Raw genomic sequence first — 14,803 nt, 5'->3', positions numbered from 1 at the left:
GATGACCGATCTCACCCACCTGTCGATCGCCGAGGCCCATGACGGCCTCGCCACCAAGAAGTTCTCGGCTGTCGAGCTGAGCCAGGCCTATCTCACGGCCATGGAAGCCGGGCGCAAGCTCAATGCCTATGTGCTGGAGACGCCGGACAAGGCGCTCGAGATGGCGAAGGCCTCCGACGCCCGCATCGCCAAGGGCGAGGTCGGCCCCCTGGAAGGCATTCCGCTTGGCGTCAAGGACCTGTTCTGCACCAAGGGTACCCGGACCACGGCCTGTTCGAACATTCTCGGCAATTTCGTGCCGACCTATGAGTCGACGGTGACGTCGAACCTGTGGCGCGACGGCGCCGTGATGCTCGGCAAGCTGAACAACGACGAATTCGCCATGGGCTCGTCGAACGAGACCAGCTGCTTTCCCGGCGCGGTCAATCCGTGGCGGCGCAACGGCGACACCGCGCCGCTGGTGCCCGGCGGCTCGTCCGGTGGCTCTTCGACGGCGGTTGCCTCCTATCTCTGCGCAGGCGCCACCGCCACCGATACCGGCGGTTCGATCCGCCAGCCCGCCGCCTTCACGGGCACAGTCGGCATCAAGCCGACCTATGGTCGCGTGTCGCGCTGGGGCGTGGTGGCTTTTGCGTCCTCGCTCGACCAGGCCGGGCCCATCGCCCGCACCGTGATGGACACGGCGATGCTGCTGCGATCCTTTGCCGGTCCCGACGCCAAGGACACGACCTGCGTCGACCTGCCCGTGCCCGATTACACCAAGGCTGTCGGCAAGTCGGTGAAGGGCATGACCATCGGCATTCCGAAGGAATATCGCGTCGAGGGTATGCCGCCGGAGATCGAGAAGCTCTGGATGGACGGCGCCGCCGTCCTGAAGGAAGCCGGCGCGAATATCGTCGAGATCTCGCTTCCCCACACCAAATATGCGCTGCCGGCCTATTATATCGTCGCGCCGGCGGAGGCCTCGTCGAACCTCGCCCGCTATGACGGCGTGCGCTACGGCCTGCGCGTTCCGGGCGAGAACATTGCCGACCTCTACGAGAAGACCCGCGCCAAGGGCTTCGGCAAGGAGGTCAAGCGGCGCATCATGATCGGCACCTATGTGCTCTCGGCCGGCTATTACGACGCCTATTACGTCAAGGCGCAGAAGCTGCGCACCCTGATCAAGCAGGATTTCGAGCAGGCCTATGCCTCGGGCGTCGATGCGATCCTGACGCCCTCCACGCCGTCATCGGCCTTCGGTTTCGGCGAGAAGGGCACCGCCGACCCGGTGGAAATGTATCTCCTCGACGTGTTCACGGTGACGGTGAACATGGCGGGCCTGCCGGGCATCGCGGTGCCTGCGGGTCTTGACCCGCAGGGCCTGCCGATCGGCCTGCAGCTGATCGGTCGCGCCTTCGACGAGGAGACCCTGTTCTCGGTCGCCAGTGTCATCGAGAAGGCCAAGGGCACATTCCCGGTCACCGACCGCTGGTGGGCCTGACATGCTCATCGCCCGGGCCGTCGCGATTGCCTGCCTGTCAGTCTTCGCGTGGCTTCTCTGGGCGCTGACGCTGCTTCTGCTGCTCTATCTGTTCATGGCCTGGCGGGCGAGCGACCCGACCTTCAAGCTGGTTTATCTGGGGATAGGCGCGCTTTCCACGATGGTGGCGGGGTTCGTCAGTCGCCATGTCGCCCGCCGGATCGAGCGCAGCTAGAGGCGCTCGGCCCCGCATTCGCGCGGGGCCGCCGGGCAAGGCCTTTGGACGACGGGAGCGCCTCGGGCCAAGCCCTTTCGGCGGGGGGCGCCGCAATGTCGTTACTCCTCAGCCACCCCTTTGGATGCACGGCGGCCCCCAAGAATTTTCTCGCGCGATCCGCGGTGGCTGCATCCGCTGACATCGCCAGCGTGTATCAGTGTCCATGAGTTCCCCCGGAGGACCGTCATGGCGTCTGCCGCCGACCTGAAGGATGCGCTGGCGCGCTGCGCGACGGGTGATCGCGCCGCGCTCCGCATCATCTATGAATCCGAATGCCCGCCGATGATCGGGGTTGCCATGCGCATCGTGAAGCGGCGCGAGCTGGCAGAGGAGGTCGTGCAGGAGGCCTTCGTCAAGATCTGGCGCAATGCCCATCGCTACGATGCAGCCCTGGGGCCCCCCAAGGCCTGGCTCTATCAGATCGTCCGCAACCAGGCACTCAATGTGCTGCGTGACGGGCGGCGAGAGGACCTGGTCGACGAGGTGCCGGAGGATGCGACCTCGGAGGCGAGCATCGAGGCCTACAACGCCACGCAGCGCTTGCCGGAAACCCACGCGCTGCGCCGCTGCCTGGAAGGTCTCGACACCAAGCGCCGCACCAGCCTGCTCATGGCCTATGTCGACGGGTTCTCGCATGGCGAGATCGCCGGGCGCCTCGCGGTGCCGCTCGGAACCGTGAAAGCGTGGATCCGCCGGTCGCTGGTGTCCCTGAAGGAGTGCATGGGATGACCAACGACCTCATTGCAACCGCAGGCGAATATGTGGCCGGGCTGATGACCGACAGCGAGAGAGAAGTCTTCGAGCGGCAGATCGCCACCGATGCGGAGACCCGCCAGGCGGTCGCCGACTGGCGCGCGCGTCTCATGCCGCTGGACGAGAGCGCGCCGTCCTTCGAGCCCTCGGCGGCCCTCTGGCCGGCCATCGAGAAGGCGATCGGGCAGGGTGCGGCGCCTGTTGCCGCAAGCGGCTCGCCGGGCTGGTTTGCCGGCCTCTGGGCCAATGTTGCGGCGCTTCGAGCGGCCTCCGTTGCTGGTGCGCTGGCCGCGCTGGTGCTGGCCATCGTCATGGTGGCGCAGCCGGGTCGCGGGCCGGTGGGGCCAAGCGTCGTCGCCGTGCTCAACGCGCCGAACACCAACGAGGCCGGAGCCATTGTGGAAGCCTATGCCGACGGGCGCATCCGCGTGGTGCCGCTGAAGGCCATTCCGGTGCCGGCGGGGCGGACCCTGCAGGTCTGGACCTTGTGGGACCGCTCTGTCGGACCGCGCTCGGTTGGCCTGATGGGGGAAGCCCGCCAGCAGGATTATGTGACGACCGGCATGCCGCGCCCGGTGGACCAGCAATTGTACGAGATCACGCTGGAGCCGGCAGGCGGTTCGCCGACGGGGCGGCCGACAGGGCCGATCCTGTTCGTCGGACGGGGATCGGTGCCGCTTTAGGGATCAGGCTTCGCTTAGCGCCTGGTGAGTGGCGACGATTGGAGATTGCCCCTCACCCTAGCCCTCTCCCCGCAGGCGGGGAGAGGGAATTCCAGCGCGCATTCTCGACCTGCGCACTGCCAGGTCTTTCACGTGTCTGTATCTCCTCGGGTCAGCGGAGACGTTCCCTCTCCCCGTTCACGGGGAGAGGGTTAGGGTGAGGGGCCTCTTGCCCAGCCACCCAGCCGCCATTCAGTGCCTGCGCGGCGCCGCCCACGCCCCAAATCCCTTGCCCCCCGCCGCCTCATTGGCTACTCCCGAACGAGCCCTTCCATCGTTCGAGACCGTTTCGCCCATGACAGCCCATGCCAACCCGAAGAACCTGATCCCCGGCGCCACCGGCGACTGGGAAATCGTGATCGGTCTGGAAATCCACGCCCAGGTGGCCAGCAACGCCAAGCTGTTCTCGGGCGCGTCCACGGGCTTCGGCGCCGAGCCCAACAGCCATGTCAGCCTGGTCGACGCGGCCATGCCGGGCATGCTGCCGGTGATCAACGAGGAATGCGTGCGCCAGGCGATCCGCACCGGCCTTGGTCTGAAGGCGCAGATCAACCACCGCAGCGTGTTCGACCGGAAGAACTATTTCTATCCGGACCTGCCGCAGGGCTACCAGATCAGCCAGTACAAGAGCCCGGTCGTGGGCGAGGGCGTTGTGACGGTCGACCTCTCGCCGACCGAGAGCTTCGAGGTCGGCATCGAGCGGCTGCATCTCGAACAGGATGCCGGCAAGTCGATCCACGACCAGCATCCAACCCTGTCCTATGTCGATCTCAACCGCTCGGGCGTGGCGCTGATGGAGATCGTCTCCAAGCCCGACATGCGCTCAGCCGACGAGGCCAAGGCCTATGTGACGAAGCTGCGCACCATCCTGCGCTATCTCGGCACCTGCGACGGCGACATGGAAAAGGGCAATCTGCGCGCCGACGTCAATGTATCGGTGCGCAAGCCCGGCGATCCCTTCGGCACGCGCTGCGAGATCAAGAACGTCAATTCGATCCGCTTCATCGGCCAGGCCGTCGACTATGAGGCGCGCCGCCAGATCGGCATCATCGAGGATGGCGGCACGATCGACCAGGAGACCCGCCTCTACGACGCGGCCAAGGGCGAGACCCGCTCCATGCGCTCCAAGGAAGAAGCGCATGATTACCGCTATTTCCCCGATCCCGATCTGCTGCCGCTCGAATTCGACCAGGCCTATGTCGACGATCTCGCCCAGCATCTCCCCGAGCTGCCGGACGAGAAGAAGGCGCGCTTCATCAGCCAGTATGGGCTCACCCCCTACGACGCCTCGATCCTCGTGCTGGAGCGCGAGAGCGCCGACTATTTTGAACAGGTGGCCAAGGGCCGCGACGCCAAGGCCTCGGCCAATTGGGTGATCAACGAGCTGTTCGGCCGCCTGAACAAGGACGGCAAGGATGTCACGACCTCGCCGGTGACCCCCGCCCAGGTCGGCGGCATTGTCGACCTGATCGCGTCGGGCGTCATTTCCGGCAAGATCGCCAAGGATCTGTTCGAGATCATCTATACCGAGGGCGGTGACCCGGCCGCGGTCGTCGAAGCCCGCGGCATGAAGCAGGTGACCGATACCGGCGCCATCGAGAAGGTGATCGACGAGGTGATTGCGGCCAATCCGGACAAGGTGCAGCAGGCGATCGCCAAGCCGACCATGCTCGGCTGGTTCGTTGGCCAGGTGATGAAGGCCTCCGGCGGCAAGGCCAATCCGGAAGCCGTGAATGCGATGCTGAAGGCAAAGCTCGGGATCTGAGGCTGAGGCGCTTGCGCCCGGCCATGCGTCCCGGCGACAGGACCAAGTGATGGCAGGCCCCTGGACATCCAATATCGAGCGCGATCCCCGCTATCGGGGGGCCGCCGAGATCATCACCGCCCATGGCTTCGAGATTGCCATCGGTGGTGATGCGATCGAGATCGTCAGCGAGGAAGCCGGCGAGAGCCATCGCTTCCGCGACCGCAAGGAATTCCTGGCCTTCGCGACGTCGCTGGCCTCCGGCGAGCCGCCGCCCCTGGTCAAGCGCGGCGCCAAGATCCGCAATGGTCCGGGCTTCGGTGCGCGGGCGCCGCGACCGGCCTCGCATGATCCCGAACCCCGGTCCGCCGAACCCGTGCCAGACCTGGATGTCGCCAAGCTCAAGGCGCTCTGCCAGGCGCTCGCCATCGAGCGCGATGCCTGGAAGGTCAAGGCGCAGGCGCGCGAGGCGGTCGCCCCAGCTGATCCCTCCGACACGGGCGAGAAATACCGTGCGCTGAAGAAGTTCATCGCGCGCGAATTCCATCCCGACAATGTGCGCGCCGACGGCATCGAGCGGCTGGTGCGCGCGGAAGTCTTCAAGACGATCTGGGCGGAGATCGAGGCGATCGAGCGGGCAGGGCGGAAATAGGTGCGGGACGGGGTGTGAACCTTCCGGCGGCGGCCTGTGACCCATGGGGACCTCAGGGACCCCGCCATGCGCGACGCCAAGCTCAAGCTCGATATCATTCTTCTCGACCTTCGGACCGCCGACGATCACGACGAGCAGGAGGCCATCGGCCGCGACCAGCTGGCATCGCTCCTGTTCCATCACGCGCCGGCGATCCTCGAGACCGTGCTGAAGCGTGCGCGCAGCGACAACCGCCTGCGGCGGGCGCTCTCGGCCTCACGCTACTATTGCGGCCTGCCTGCCTCGACCTGTTCAAGGATCGACGAGCTCTTGCACGCGCCGTTTCCGGCTGCGGGTTCGCACGGAAAGTCAGGCAAGGGCCGGCAGCACAGGCGCTGATCGGCGTCCGCACTCCTACGCACACTCGTCAGCCCTGCCGCTATCCCGCTTGCGGAACGGGAGACCATCGTTTTCCATGCGCGCCTCCAGGGAGGACAAACATGTCGAAACGATTCACGCTGCACGGGTTCTGGCTGTCGGGACCGACCTACAAGGTGGCCCTCATGCTGTCGATGGCGGGCGAACCCTTCGCCTATCGGCAGCTCAATCTGCGCGCTGGCGAGCACAAGTCGCCGGAATTCCTGAAGATCAACCGCTTCGGCCAGGTTCCGGCCCTGGAGGATGGCAAGCTTGGCCTGTCGCTCTGCCAGTCCGCCTCGATCCTCGAACATCTGGCCTTCGAGCTCGGCAAGTTCCAGGGCGACGGCCCGGCCGACATGATCCACGCGCGCGAGTGGATGTTCTGGGACTTCGACCGTCTGGCGCCGCCGATCTATCGCCTGCGTGCGCAGCGGCTCGGCATCCGCTCCTACAACCAGCCGATCGTCGAGATGTATTTCGCTGACGGCAGTGCCGCGCTGAAGGTGCTGGACGATGCGCTGGCCGGCAAGCAATGGCTGGTCGGCTCCAAGCCGACGATCGCCGATATCGATGTCTACGGGGTCGCGCATTACGCGCCGGCCGCCGGCTTCGACATGGCGGCCTATCCCAATGTCGCGGCCTGGATGAAGCGCTTCGAGGCGCTGCCGGGCTTCGGACAGCCGAAGGGCACGGTGCCGCTGGAGCATGTGGCGTGAGCCAGGGCTCGCCATCGCCGGTCTCGGTCCGCAAGGCCGATGCCGGTGACGTTCCGCTGATTGCCGCGCTGATCGCCATGGGCGCGCCAGCGGGCGGTCCCGACCGCGAGGCGGCCCTCGTCGAGGGCCGTCATCCCGCCTATGCGGCGGCTTTCGCGGTGGTGGATGCGTCTCCGACCAATCACCTGTTCGTCGCCGAGCGCGACGGCCAGGTGGTCGGGACATACCAGCTCTCCACGCTGCCCGGCATCGCGCAGCGGGGCCGCATCCGCGGCAAGATCGAGAGCGTCCATGTCGATCCCGCCATCCGCTCGAGCGGCGTCGGCGCGGTCATGATGGCGCATGCGGTCGAAACCGCGAAGGCGCTCGGCGTCGGATTGCTGGAACTGTCATCCGACAAGCGGCGCACCGCTGCCCACCGCTTCTACGAGCGGCTGGGCTTCGCGCGGAGCCACGAGGGCTTCAAGATGGTGCTGGACTGAGACCGGCCAGGCGGACCGGCAGCCTTGTCGCTGCCGGTGCCTGAGGAGGGTCAGGTGCGGACGCGGCGGGCCCGGCACTCGGGCAGGAAGGTGCGCCAGGTCTTGCCGGCTGCCTGAAGGGCCGTCTTGCCGGCGCGCCATTCGGCGCCGCAAGCGCGCATGATCTGGTCGTTGCGGAGCTGGGCGGGCGAGCGCGCGCGCCGGGTCGTGGTGGTGGCAGCCGGCGTGCCGGTGGCGGGCGCGGCCGTGGTCGAGCGGGACCGGGTCGACGCGGCCGGCGCGGTCTGGGCTGCGGCGAGATCGGCAAAGGCGAACAGCCCTGCGGCGGCGGCGATGATGATGCGAAGGCGCATGCGATCCTCCTTAGATCGGCAGGTTTCGTGACGGACCTGTCTCAGCCCTTGGACACGAGGCCGCGGACCGAAATGGTAGTCGCATCCGGGCCGGGCGCAAATGAGGCATCGCACGGATGTGAGGCCGCGGGCCTTGGCGAGGGCGGGCAATCGGCCTAGCTTCGCGAGCCTGCGGCATGCCCAAGGACGACGAAGCCCATAACCGCCGCGTGAGACCAGGTCCCATGTCTGACAAGCCCATCGATCTCTACTACTGGCCGACCCCCAATGGCTGGAAGATCACGATCATGCTCGAGGAACTCGGCGTGCCCTATAATGTGCACACCGTAAATATCGGCAAGGGGGACCAGTTCAAGCCGGAATTCCTGGCGATCTCGCCGAACAACCGCATGCCGGCGATCGTCGATCCCGACGGGCCGGATGGTCGGCCGATCTCGGTGTTCGAATCCGGCGCGATCCTGATGTATCTCGGCCGCAAGTTCGGCAAGTTCTATCCGCAGGACGAGCGCAAGCGCGTCGCTATCGAGGAATGGCTGATGTGGCAGATGGCCGGCTTCGGCCCGATGCTCGGCCAGACCCATCATTTCCGCATCTATGCGCCGGAAAAGATCGAATATGCCATCAACCGCTACACCAACGAGGCGAACCGCCTGTACGGCGTGCTGAACCGCCGTCTCGAGGGCCGCGACTATATCTGCGACGAGTTTTCCATTGCCGACATTGCCTGCATCGGCTGGGCCAAGGCCTGGGAGCGGCAGGGCCAGGACATCAACCAGTTCCCGAATGTGAAGGAATGGCTGGAGCGCATGCTGGCCCGTCCCGCCGTGCAGCGCGGGCTTCACGTCAACAAGGACGACCGCAACCCGACGGCGCTGCGCGACGATCCGGCGATCCAGGCCGTGCTGTTCGGCCAGAAGGCGCGCTGAGACGTGGACAGGGCGGCTCCGTACGATCGGGGCCGCCGCCGTCCCGAAGTCCTCAGTTGACCCGGCTCCAGGTCTGGCTGCGGCAGATCAGGCCGCCCAGTACGCAGCCGGACAGGCTCATCGCATTGGCGGACGGCATGGTCATGCGGCCGTTATAGGTCTTGCCGTCCTGGAAATTGTAGAGCGAACCCTGCCAGCTGTCGGTGCCGTTGGCGCGCATGGTGATCATCCGGACGCCGACGAGTGCGCGGCTGCGCAAGGCGGCATTCTCGTTCTTGTCGTCCCGGGCCTGAGCACTCTGGACGATCGTGCCGCAGAGCTGGCCGCCGCAATCGGCGAAACGGATGCGCGTCTCGCCGGACTGGCTGAGCCATGTGCCGCGTGGGTCGGCGGCGAGGGCGGGCAGGGCGGCCGTGGCCATCAGGCCGAATGCCAGGGCCGAGGGGATCAGGCGCTTCATGGGATCCTCCGTGAGCGACGGTCTTGGATGCCGCGCTTCGGGCCGAATTATCGCTGCAGGGTGCCGGCAATGTCCAGATTGCGCCGCGGAGTTAACGCCAGCGTAGCGTTAATGGATCGTTGACCTATGGGAAGCACTATCGCCGGCAATGTGGCATGGCGGCTACTCGGCCGCCGCGAAGCATGCGGAGAGGGGACAATGTCCTTGATGTTTCTCGCCGAAGGCGACGCACCGTCCATCGTGCCGGTCGAACTGGCCGACCGGCCGGCCCGCGAACTCGGCACGCTCTATGCGGCCGGACGGGTGGTACAGCGCGATCTGGTCGCCGCCCATATGTGGTTCAACATCGCGGCGCTGCGCGGGGATCGCGACGCCGCGCGCCAGCGCCAGGAAGTCTCGGCCGAAATGACCAAGGACGAGATCGCCCAGGCGCTGCACTGGGCCAGAGCCTGGCTCGATTCGCAGGCTCCGGTTCCAACCTGATCGGAACGCAGGCGGCCGCGTGGTGGCCATGCGGATGCAAACCAAGGTGTGCACCCACCTGATGCCGGGTTTGTCACAAGCCCGCATGGATCACCTTGCCAAAGCCAGAGTTCGCGGGCATAGAGGCGGCGTTGCGGAGATGTGGCCGAGAGGCTGAAGGCGCCCGTTTGCTAAACGGGTGTACGCTCAAAAGGCGTACCGAGGGTTCGAATCCCTCCGTCTCCGCCAGCCACCCCCTCGAACTGTCTGCGTTTTCAGGGCCGTACCCCAACCTGCGGGAACTGCGGGGCTAATTCCGGCCAATCCCGACCTGCGCGCCTGTTCGTCCGACATTTCCGCGCCGTTTCCGGCCGGCTTTCAGCGCCGGTCTCCGGCTGTGGGAAATGTCCCCGGCGGATAGCTAAGGCTCATGCCGGCAGAGGCGCCGGTGATCAGCAAGCGTCGCCCCTGACGTCAGAGAACCAAGATTAGGCCCCAGGATTCTGGTGCGCGGTGAACCAGTCGCAAATCGTCGACCCATTGACGAAGGCGACATTCGAACTCGCGCGGAGAAGGTCGAGCATGCCGCGCAATTCGTGGATGCGATGCGGCACGCCGATCAGATGCGGATGGAGGCCGATGGCGAAGATCCGGACATTGTGCCCGGCCTCCTCCTCAAAGCACTCCAGGGTGTGGCGGACCCGGTTGAGCATTTCGCCGGTGGCGTGGCGTTCGACGGCGTAGATGATGGAATCGTTGACGTCGAGATTGTAGGGCATGGCCACCAGCGGCCCGTGCTTGGTGGTCATGTAGGATGGCACATCGTCCACCACCCAGTCGCAGACATAGTCGAGGCCGGCCGCCTTGAGCAGATCCGGTGTGTCGACTGTCTCGCGCAGCCCGGGCGACAGCCAGCCGCGCGGACGGGCGCCGGTGAAGCCTTCGATCTTGTCGAGACATGCCGCGATCAGCCCGGCCTCGCCGCCTTCAACGTGATTGGTGGCCTTCTGGTGCATGCCGTGGCCAATGAACTCCCAGCCGGCCTTCAGCATCGCATCGGCCGCCTGGGGGTAGGCGTCGATCACGCCGGCATTGAGGCTGGCCGAGGCGGGAAGACCCTCAAACAGCTCGAGAATGCGGGGCATGCCCGCGCGCATGCCATAATCCGCCCAGGAGAAATTCGGCACGTCCGGCACCGTCTCCTTGCCATGCGGCGGGGTGATGATGGTGCGCGGCATGGGGTTTTCGAACACCCAATGCTCCACATTGACCACCAGATGCACGAGAATGGTCTTGCCATCGAGCGGCGGAAGCTTGGGGTTCGACGTGCTGAACCGGTAGGGGATGCGCGGATTGGCCATGACGCCATGCCTCCTCAATGCTGCGCGTGAAGGCCGCGCATCTCGGCCATGATCATGGCCTTGTAGGTGGTGAAATCTCCCGATGTCAGCGTGTTGATGCTGCGCGGACGGGGGATGTCGATGGGGATTTCGCGGGTGATCCGGCCCGGCCTTGCCGTCATCACGCAGACCCGGTCGGCGAGCAGGATCGCTTCGTCAATGTCATGGGTGACGAACAGCACGGTGGTCTTCAGCGATTGCCAGATGTCGAGGAGCAATTCCTGCATGGAGAGCCGTGTCTGGGCGTCGAGCGCGCCGAACGGCTCGTCCATCAGCAGCGCTTTCGGCTGCATCACCAGGGCCCTGGCGATGCCGACCCGCTGGCGCATGCCGCCGGACAGCTGGACAGGCAGCGCCTCGTGGAACGCCTCCAGCCCCATGATGCGGAGAATCTCGCGCGCCCGCGGCTCGTAGATGTCGCGCGGCGTTTTCTGCACCTTCGGGCCGAAGACCACGTTCTCCCAGACATTCAGCCAGGGCAGCAGCGAGGCTTCCTGAAACACGACGCCACGATCCGGGCCGGGTTTGGCGACGGCATCGCCGTTGAACGACATCTGGCCGCCGCTCAGCTTCTCGAACCCGGCGATCAGGTTGAGCAAGGTCGATTTCCCGCAACCGGATGGGCCGAGCAGGGCGACAAATTCGCCCTCGCCAACGGTAAAGTCGACATTCTCGAGCGCCAGAACGCCACCCGGATAGGTCTTCGATGCCAAGGAGAATTGGATCGTGCCCATGTGCGCCCTATTGGTTGAACGATTGCAGGCGGCGCCACTTCAGCGCCCAGAGTTCGAGGCGCACGATCGCCCAATCCGACAGGAACCCGAACAAGCCGATGGAGACCATGTCGGCGATCACGATGTCCATGCGCCCGACATAATAGGCATCCCACAGCACGTAACCGAGGCCAGACTTCACCGCGATCATCTCGGCGACAATCACGGCGGTCCAGCCGATGCCAAGCCCGATGCGCAAGCCGGTAAAGATCGATGGCAGGGCGGCGGGCAGGACCACGCGGACCAGGATGTCGAGCGGTTTGGCGCCCATCATCTGTGCGGCGCGGATCCAGTTCTTGTCCACGTCCCGGGCGCCCTGGGTCGTGTTGATCACGATCGGATAGAACGCGCCGATGGTGATGAGGAAGATCGCGCCAAAATCGCGGATGCCGAAAATCGCCAGTGAAATTGGCAGCCAGGCGGTGATCGGGACCGGGCGCAGCCATTGGATGGTCGGATCGACCATCTCCGACACGATCCGCGACCAGCCGATCAAAATGCCGAGCGGCACGCCGAGCAGGATGGCGACGGCAAAACCCTTCGCCACCCGCTCCGCCGAATACCCGACCGCCGCCGCCCATGAGCCGACATAGGGCGAGAGCGTCATCGGCCCGGGCTTGCCGAAAGCCCAGGTGATCCACGCGCTCCACACCCTGTCCGGCGTCGGCAGCGCACCGCCGGCCAGCGAACCATTGGTGCCAGCCGCCTGCCACAGCGCCACCGCAACGACCGGCAGCACGATGGCAAGCAGCCAGCGACGCATATGCGAGAGGGTCATCAGGCCTTCATCGCCGCGGCGAGGAACGAGCCATCCCAGTATTTGTCGATGTCACCCGAGACATCCTTCGGGATGACACCGAGATCGTTGAACGCCTTCGCCTGCGCCTTGATCTGCTCGATCGTGATGACAGGCCCGAGCTTGATGATCTCGGCGATCTTCATCGAAACCGGCAATTCAATGCCCGTCATGCTGGCAATGGCTTGGCCGAATTTCGCGGGCGAGGCGCTGAGTTCCTTCATCTTGGCGACATAGGCCGTCACGCAGGCCTGCACGGCGGCACGCTTGGTCGCAACGGCATCCTTGTTCGCGACGAGCATGCCGAGTTCGGCGCCGACCGCCTTGGAGATCGAATAGTCGAGGTTCTTGGCGAAGAAGCCATAGCCCTTCATCACCGGGATCGTTTCGAACGGCTCCCAGGTGACGATCGCATCGACCTCGCCCTTTTCAAGAGCGGTGTTGAGATTGGCGCCCGCGCCCTGAATGTTGATGGCGGTGAACGAGCTGTAGGGAATGCCCCTCTCGATCAGCGTGGCTGCGAACTGGAACCACACGGCCGAGCCCGGAGCGATAGCGATCTTCTTGCCCTTGATGTCGTCCCAGGAGTCGAACTTGGTGCCGGTGCGGCCAATGACATATTTGGGCGAGGCGCCGACGCCCATGATGCCAATCATGCTGTTCGAACCGTTGGCGAGCGAAATGGCGAGATCGGCGGGGCCGACGGACGCGACATCGAGCGAACCCGCCAGCAGCGCCGTGCGCGCGTCGGCATAGCGGACGAACTCGACGAGTTTCACGTCCATGCCGGTCTTTTTCAACTCATCGGCGGCGGCCAGGATCGGGGCGAGATGCCCGACCTTTTGGTAGCCGATCGTCAAGGTTGTGGCTTGGGCGCGGCCCGGGCGCGCCATCGTGGCGGCGAGGCCAAGCGCGGGGATTCCGGCAAGAAATGTGCGGCGTTTCATAGTCCCTCTCCTTCGTTGATCAACAAACAGGATCGTGGCCCGGGGGCATGCTTCTCGCGAAAGGAAGCCTGCCCTTCCCGGTCATTCTCGCGAGCGAAACAGGCGGTCACCAAGGTGTCCACTGCGCCAATGTCGCATGAAGCCTCCGGATGACGGACGAGATCAGGCCCGCGCAACCGCGACAGGGCTGTGGAGGCGACGGAGCGGTTCATCTGGGCATTCCGGGGAGGCCTGGAGGCGAAGGCATGGGTGGTAATACATGATGCAACAAACAGGCCAGCTTGAGCAGAGGGAGGTCGCTGGCCCGGCGTCCAACAATCTGCATAGCGATGGGCATTCCCTCGTCGTCCAGACCCACGGGAATGGCGACCGCGGGCAGGCCGAGACCGTTGACCCACCGTGTGAGCGCCGAGAGTTCGTAGAGGGTGCGCGCGGAAAACGACGCCGAGGCCGGCTCGCAGACCTCGACCCTGGGTGTGCTGATCCGCATGACCGGCAGCAGAACGGCGTCGGCATCGCCGAGCAATGCCGGCCACTGGTCATCGGCGAGGGTTTGCAGGTCAGTCGTTGCCGCTTGCAGGGTCTCGTCATCAATCGAAAGACCCTTCCGCAGCCGCGTGGCGAGAACCGGATCAAGGCTGCCTGCCTCGATCAGCGGCAGATTGACCCTGGCCGCTTCCGCCTGCATCACCGTCATGACGGGGCGATCGCAGGCGCTGATCAACGGCGCAAGGGCTGCCTCGCGGACATCCAGCCCGATCGAACGAAGGGCCGATACCGCCCGCTCCAGCGCAGCCGCAATGTCCGGCGCGCACGAAGCGGCCACGTCCTGGGCCACACAGACGGATGAAATCTGCGCAAGCGGACCCGCGTCGAACACCTGGGCGATACCCAGGAGCAGAGCGCAATCGTTGGCAAGAAACCCGAGCGTATCGAGCGAGGGCGCAAGCGCCATGGTCCCACCCACAGGCACGAGCCCATGGGTGGGCTTCCAGGCTGCGACGCCGCAGCATTGCGCGGGGATCCGCAGCGATCCGCCCGTGTCCGAGCCAATAGCGAAATCGACCATCCGGCCGGCAACAGCGACCGCTGAGCCCGACGACGAGCCGCCGCAGATGTGGCTGCCGCTCCACGGGTTGCGTGGGCGCCCCTGCACGGGATTGCCGCCCGAGGGCTCATAGGCGAGCGGTGTCATGGTCGCGAAGCCGGTCAGGCTTGCGCCTGCGTCGAGAAGCCGCGTGACCACCGGCGCATTCGATACCGGGGGCGGAGAGGGCAGCCGTGTGAGCCCGCAACTGGGCGGGCGGCCGATGGTGTCGGCCAGATCCTTCAGCGCGAACCGCGTTCCAGCGAGCGGGCCATTAGCGGCTGGCTGGATGTGCTCATTGAACGCGACGAACGCGCCACAGGGATCGGCGGGGACGGGGTGGGATTGATAGGCGGGCAATGGGCGCAAAAAACCAGGTTCCAGAGCTCAGG

General features: G+C 65.6%; 18 protein-coding genes and 1 tRNA gene. 12 read left to right on the top strand and 7 right to left on the bottom strand.

Going from position 1 to position 14,803, the window contains the following annotated elements; genetic code table 11:
- Nucleotide 1: 1 nt before the first annotated feature.
- The 9 genes from gatA to E8L99_RS20280 all read left to right on the top strand — a co-directional run bounded on the left by gatA (nucleotide 2) and on the right by E8L99_RS20280 (nucleotide 7,207).
- Entirely contained in the window at nucleotides 2-1,483 is a 1,482-nt protein-coding gene (gene gatA / locus E8L99_RS20320; RefSeq protein WP_137101258.1) for an Asp-tRNA(Asn)/Glu-tRNA(Gln) amidotransferase subunit GatA, read from the top strand.
- Nucleotide 1,484: 1 nt separating this feature from the next.
- Complete coding sequence (locus tag E8L99_RS20315) at nucleotides 1,485-1,697, top strand: hypothetical protein (protein ID WP_137101257.1); 213 nt, start codon at nucleotides 1,485-1,487, stop codon at nucleotides 1,695-1,697.
- 228 nt (nucleotides 1,698-1,925) lie between these two features.
- Complete coding sequence (locus E8L99_RS20310) at nucleotides 1,926-2,468, top strand: sigma-70 family RNA polymerase sigma factor (RefSeq protein WP_137101256.1); 543 nt, start codon at nucleotides 1,926-1,928, stop codon at nucleotides 2,466-2,468.
- On the top strand, nucleotides 2,465-3,175 hold the full coding sequence (locus tag E8L99_RS20305; RefSeq protein WP_137101255.1) for an anti-sigma factor: 711 nt from the start codon (nucleotides 2,465-2,467) through the stop codon (nucleotides 3,173-3,175). The genes E8L99_RS20310 and E8L99_RS20305 overlap by 4 nt, the downstream gene beginning before the upstream one ends.
- A gap of 334 nt (nucleotides 3,176-3,509) precedes the next feature.
- Nucleotides 3,510-4,979, top strand: coding sequence for an Asp-tRNA(Asn)/Glu-tRNA(Gln) amidotransferase subunit GatB (gene gatB / locus E8L99_RS20300; protein ID WP_137101254.1), 1,470 nt, complete (start codon nucleotides 3,510-3,512; stop codon nucleotides 4,977-4,979).
- Between the two features lie 49 nt (nucleotides 4,980-5,028).
- Nucleotides 5,029-5,610, top strand: coding sequence for a hypothetical protein (locus E8L99_RS20295; RefSeq protein WP_137101253.1), 582 nt, complete (start codon nucleotides 5,029-5,031; stop codon nucleotides 5,608-5,610).
- 66 nt (nucleotides 5,611-5,676) lie between these two features.
- Entirely contained in the window at nucleotides 5,677-5,988 is a 312-nt protein-coding gene (locus tag E8L99_RS20290; RefSeq protein WP_137101252.1) for a hypothetical protein, read from the top strand.
- 101 nt (nucleotides 5,989-6,089) lie between these two features.
- Nucleotides 6,090-6,725, top strand: a complete 636-nt coding sequence (locus E8L99_RS20285; protein WP_137101251.1) for a glutathione S-transferase family protein — start codon at nucleotides 6,090-6,092, stop codon at nucleotides 6,723-6,725.
- Nucleotides 6,722-7,207, top strand: coding sequence for a GNAT family N-acetyltransferase (locus tag E8L99_RS20280; protein WP_215907026.1), 486 nt, complete (start codon nucleotides 6,722-6,724; stop codon nucleotides 7,205-7,207). Before E8L99_RS20285 ends, E8L99_RS20280 begins: the two co-directional genes overlap by 4 nt.
- A 50-nt stretch (nucleotides 7,208-7,257) precedes the next feature.
- Here the strand turns inward: E8L99_RS20280 and E8L99_RS20275 are convergent, their stop codons facing one another.
- Nucleotides 7,258-7,560, bottom strand: coding sequence for a hypothetical protein (locus E8L99_RS20275; RefSeq protein ID WP_137101250.1), 303 nt, complete (start codon nucleotides 7,558-7,560; stop codon nucleotides 7,258-7,260).
- 224 nt (nucleotides 7,561-7,784) lie between these two features.
- Between E8L99_RS20275 and E8L99_RS20270 the strand changes: the two genes are divergently transcribed.
- Nucleotides 7,785-8,486, top strand: coding sequence for a glutathione S-transferase N-terminal domain-containing protein (locus E8L99_RS20270; protein WP_137101249.1), 702 nt, complete (start codon nucleotides 7,785-7,787; stop codon nucleotides 8,484-8,486).
- Between the two features lie 52 nt (nucleotides 8,487-8,538).
- Here the strand turns inward: E8L99_RS20270 and E8L99_RS20265 are convergent, their stop codons facing one another.
- Nucleotides 8,539-8,946 carry a DUF2147 domain-containing protein gene (locus E8L99_RS20265; protein ID WP_210421780.1) on the bottom strand — a complete coding sequence of 136 codons (408 nt, stop codon included), beginning with the start codon at nucleotides 8,944-8,946 and terminating at the stop codon, nucleotides 8,539-8,541.
- A 198-nt stretch (nucleotides 8,947-9,144) separates the two neighbouring features.
- Here E8L99_RS20265 and E8L99_RS20260 point away from each other — a divergent pair, with 198 nt between their 5' ends.
- A complete protein-coding gene (locus tag E8L99_RS20260) occupies nucleotides 9,145-9,429 on the top strand; it encodes an SEL1-like repeat protein (protein WP_252511168.1) in 285 nt (94 codons plus the stop codon).
- Nucleotides 9,430-9,564: 135 nt separating this feature from the next.
- Nucleotides 9,565-9,657 (top strand) — tRNA-Ser (locus tag E8L99_RS20255).
- A 239-nt stretch (nucleotides 9,658-9,896) separates the two neighbouring features.
- Here E8L99_RS20255 and E8L99_RS20250 read toward each other — a convergent pair.
- The 5 genes from E8L99_RS20250 to E8L99_RS20230 all read right to left on the bottom strand — a co-directional run bounded on the left by E8L99_RS20250 (nucleotide 9,897) and on the right by E8L99_RS20230 (nucleotide 14,780).
- Nucleotides 9,897-10,769: a polysaccharide deacetylase family protein gene (locus tag E8L99_RS20250; RefSeq protein WP_137101248.1), complete on the bottom strand. Its 873-nt coding sequence runs from the start codon at nucleotides 10,767-10,769 to the stop codon at nucleotides 9,897-9,899.
- 14 nt (nucleotides 10,770-10,783) lie between these two features.
- Nucleotides 10,784-11,521: an ABC transporter ATP-binding protein gene (locus E8L99_RS20245; protein ID WP_252511167.1), complete on the bottom strand. Its 738-nt coding sequence runs from the start codon at nucleotides 11,519-11,521 to the stop codon at nucleotides 10,784-10,786.
- 28 nt (nucleotides 11,522-11,549) lie between these two features.
- Complete coding sequence (locus tag E8L99_RS20240; RefSeq protein ID WP_137101246.1) at nucleotides 11,550-12,359, bottom strand: ABC transporter permease; 810 nt, start codon at nucleotides 12,357-12,359, stop codon at nucleotides 11,550-11,552.
- A complete protein-coding gene (locus E8L99_RS20235) occupies nucleotides 12,359-13,324 on the bottom strand; it encodes an ABC transporter substrate-binding protein (protein ID WP_137101245.1) in 966 nt (321 codons plus the stop codon). The genes E8L99_RS20240 and E8L99_RS20235 overlap by 1 nt, the downstream gene beginning before the upstream one ends.
- Before the next feature lie 208 nt (nucleotides 13,325-13,532).
- Nucleotides 13,533-14,780 (bottom strand): amidase, encoded by a 1,248-nt coding sequence (locus E8L99_RS20230; RefSeq protein WP_168201755.1) that lies wholly within the window; start codon nucleotides 14,778-14,780, stop codon nucleotides 13,533-13,535.
- Nucleotides 14,781-14,803 lie beyond the last annotated feature (23 nt).

The sequence above is a fragment of the Phreatobacter aquaticus genome (assembly GCF_005160265.1).
In the GTDB taxonomy this organism is placed as follows: Bacteria; Pseudomonadota; Alphaproteobacteria; order Rhizobiales; family Phreatobacteraceae; genus Phreatobacter; species Phreatobacter aquaticus.
The sequence above is the reverse complement of the archived record's forward strand: the minus strand, read 5'-3'. Positions and strand labels throughout refer to the sequence as shown.